Here is a 1321-nt window from a genome sequence, read left to right as displayed (position 1 = left end):
GTTGACAGCCCCTCATTACGGAAATTACGGTTAATTTCAAACACACGATCAAAACCGCCAACAACTAAACGCTTCAAATATAGCTCTGGCGCGATACGCAAAAACATGTCGATATCTAAAGCATTGTGGTGCGTTTCAAATGGCTTAGCCGTCGCACCACCTGGAATCACCTGAAGCATTGGTGTTTCAACTTCCATGAAGTCTTTTTCAGCTAAGTAATTGCGAATAGCACTCACGATCTTCGAACGAATCATGAAGGTGTTGCGCGTATCTTCGTTAGCAATCAAATCAACATAACGCTGACGATACTTTGTTTCTTGATCCGCTAAGCCATGATATTTATCAGGCAGAGGACGCAAAGATTTCGTCAAAATACGGAAGTTAGCGACATCAGTAACTTCAACATATAAGTCACCCTTACCTGATTTACTCAGCGTGCCGGTTGCTCCAACAATATCGCCAAGATCTAGGTTGGCCCAATCTTTCGATTCTTTCTGGATAGGCTTGCCCACATAACTCTGGATTGAGCCAGATACGTCTTGAATGCCTACAAACGGGCCACCACGACGCATAACGCGCCCGGCAACAGCAACAGGGATAGCTAACTCAACAAGCTCTTCTTTACTCTTATCACCATACTGCGCTTGCAAATCACCCGCTAAGTTCTCACGACGGTGGTCATTGGGGTGACCGTTCGATTTACTACCTTCACGCAACTGCTCAAGTTTCGCTTTTCGCTCTGCGATCAACTTGTTTTCATCTTCAATAGATAGGCTTTGCTCTGACTTTACATCGTTCGACATGTTTGGTTCCGAATAAAATTACAATCCTAGCTTGAGGCTAGCTTCAATAAACTGATCTAAATCGCCATCTAACACTGCATTGCAGTTGCTAGTTTCGACATTGCTACGTAAATCTTTAATACGAGAAGAATCTAGTACATAAGAACGGATTTGGCTTCCCCAGCCGATATCCGATTTGCTCTCTTCTAAGGCTTGTGCTGCTTCACTACGCTTCATCATCTCAAGTTCATAGAGTTTGGCACGCAACTGTTGCATGGCCTTGTCTTTGTTCTGATGCTGTGAACGCTGATTTTGACACTGAACAACAATACCCGAAGGTTCGTGCGTGATACGAATCGCTGAATCCGTCGTGTTGACGTGCTGACCACCCGCACCACTTGATCGATATGTATCGATACGCAAATCTGCTGGGTTAATTTCAATGTCGACATTGTCATCAATCTCTGGGGAGACGAACACAGAAGCAAATGAAGTATGGCGACGATTTCCCGAATCAAAAGGTGATTTACGAACTAGGC

Annotated in this window: 2 protein-coding genes; both read right to left on the bottom strand. The window is 44.4% G+C overall.

Annotated elements, in window-relative coordinates:
• A partial coding sequence (locus A3739_RS15765; protein WP_231877092.1) for an amino acid--tRNA ligase-related protein occupies positions 1–803 on the bottom strand: 803 nt, incomplete at its 3' end.
• An 18-nt stretch (positions 804–821) separates the two neighbouring features.
• The coding region (locus A3739_RS15760) for a peptide chain release factor-like protein (protein ID WP_304440282.1) at positions 822–1321 on the bottom strand (500 nt) is incomplete at its 5' end.

The sequence above is a fragment of the Oleiphilus sp. HI0067 genome, assembly GCF_001635735.1.
Note: the sequence above shows the minus strand (reverse complement) of the source record. Positions and strands in the feature narration are given on the sequence as shown.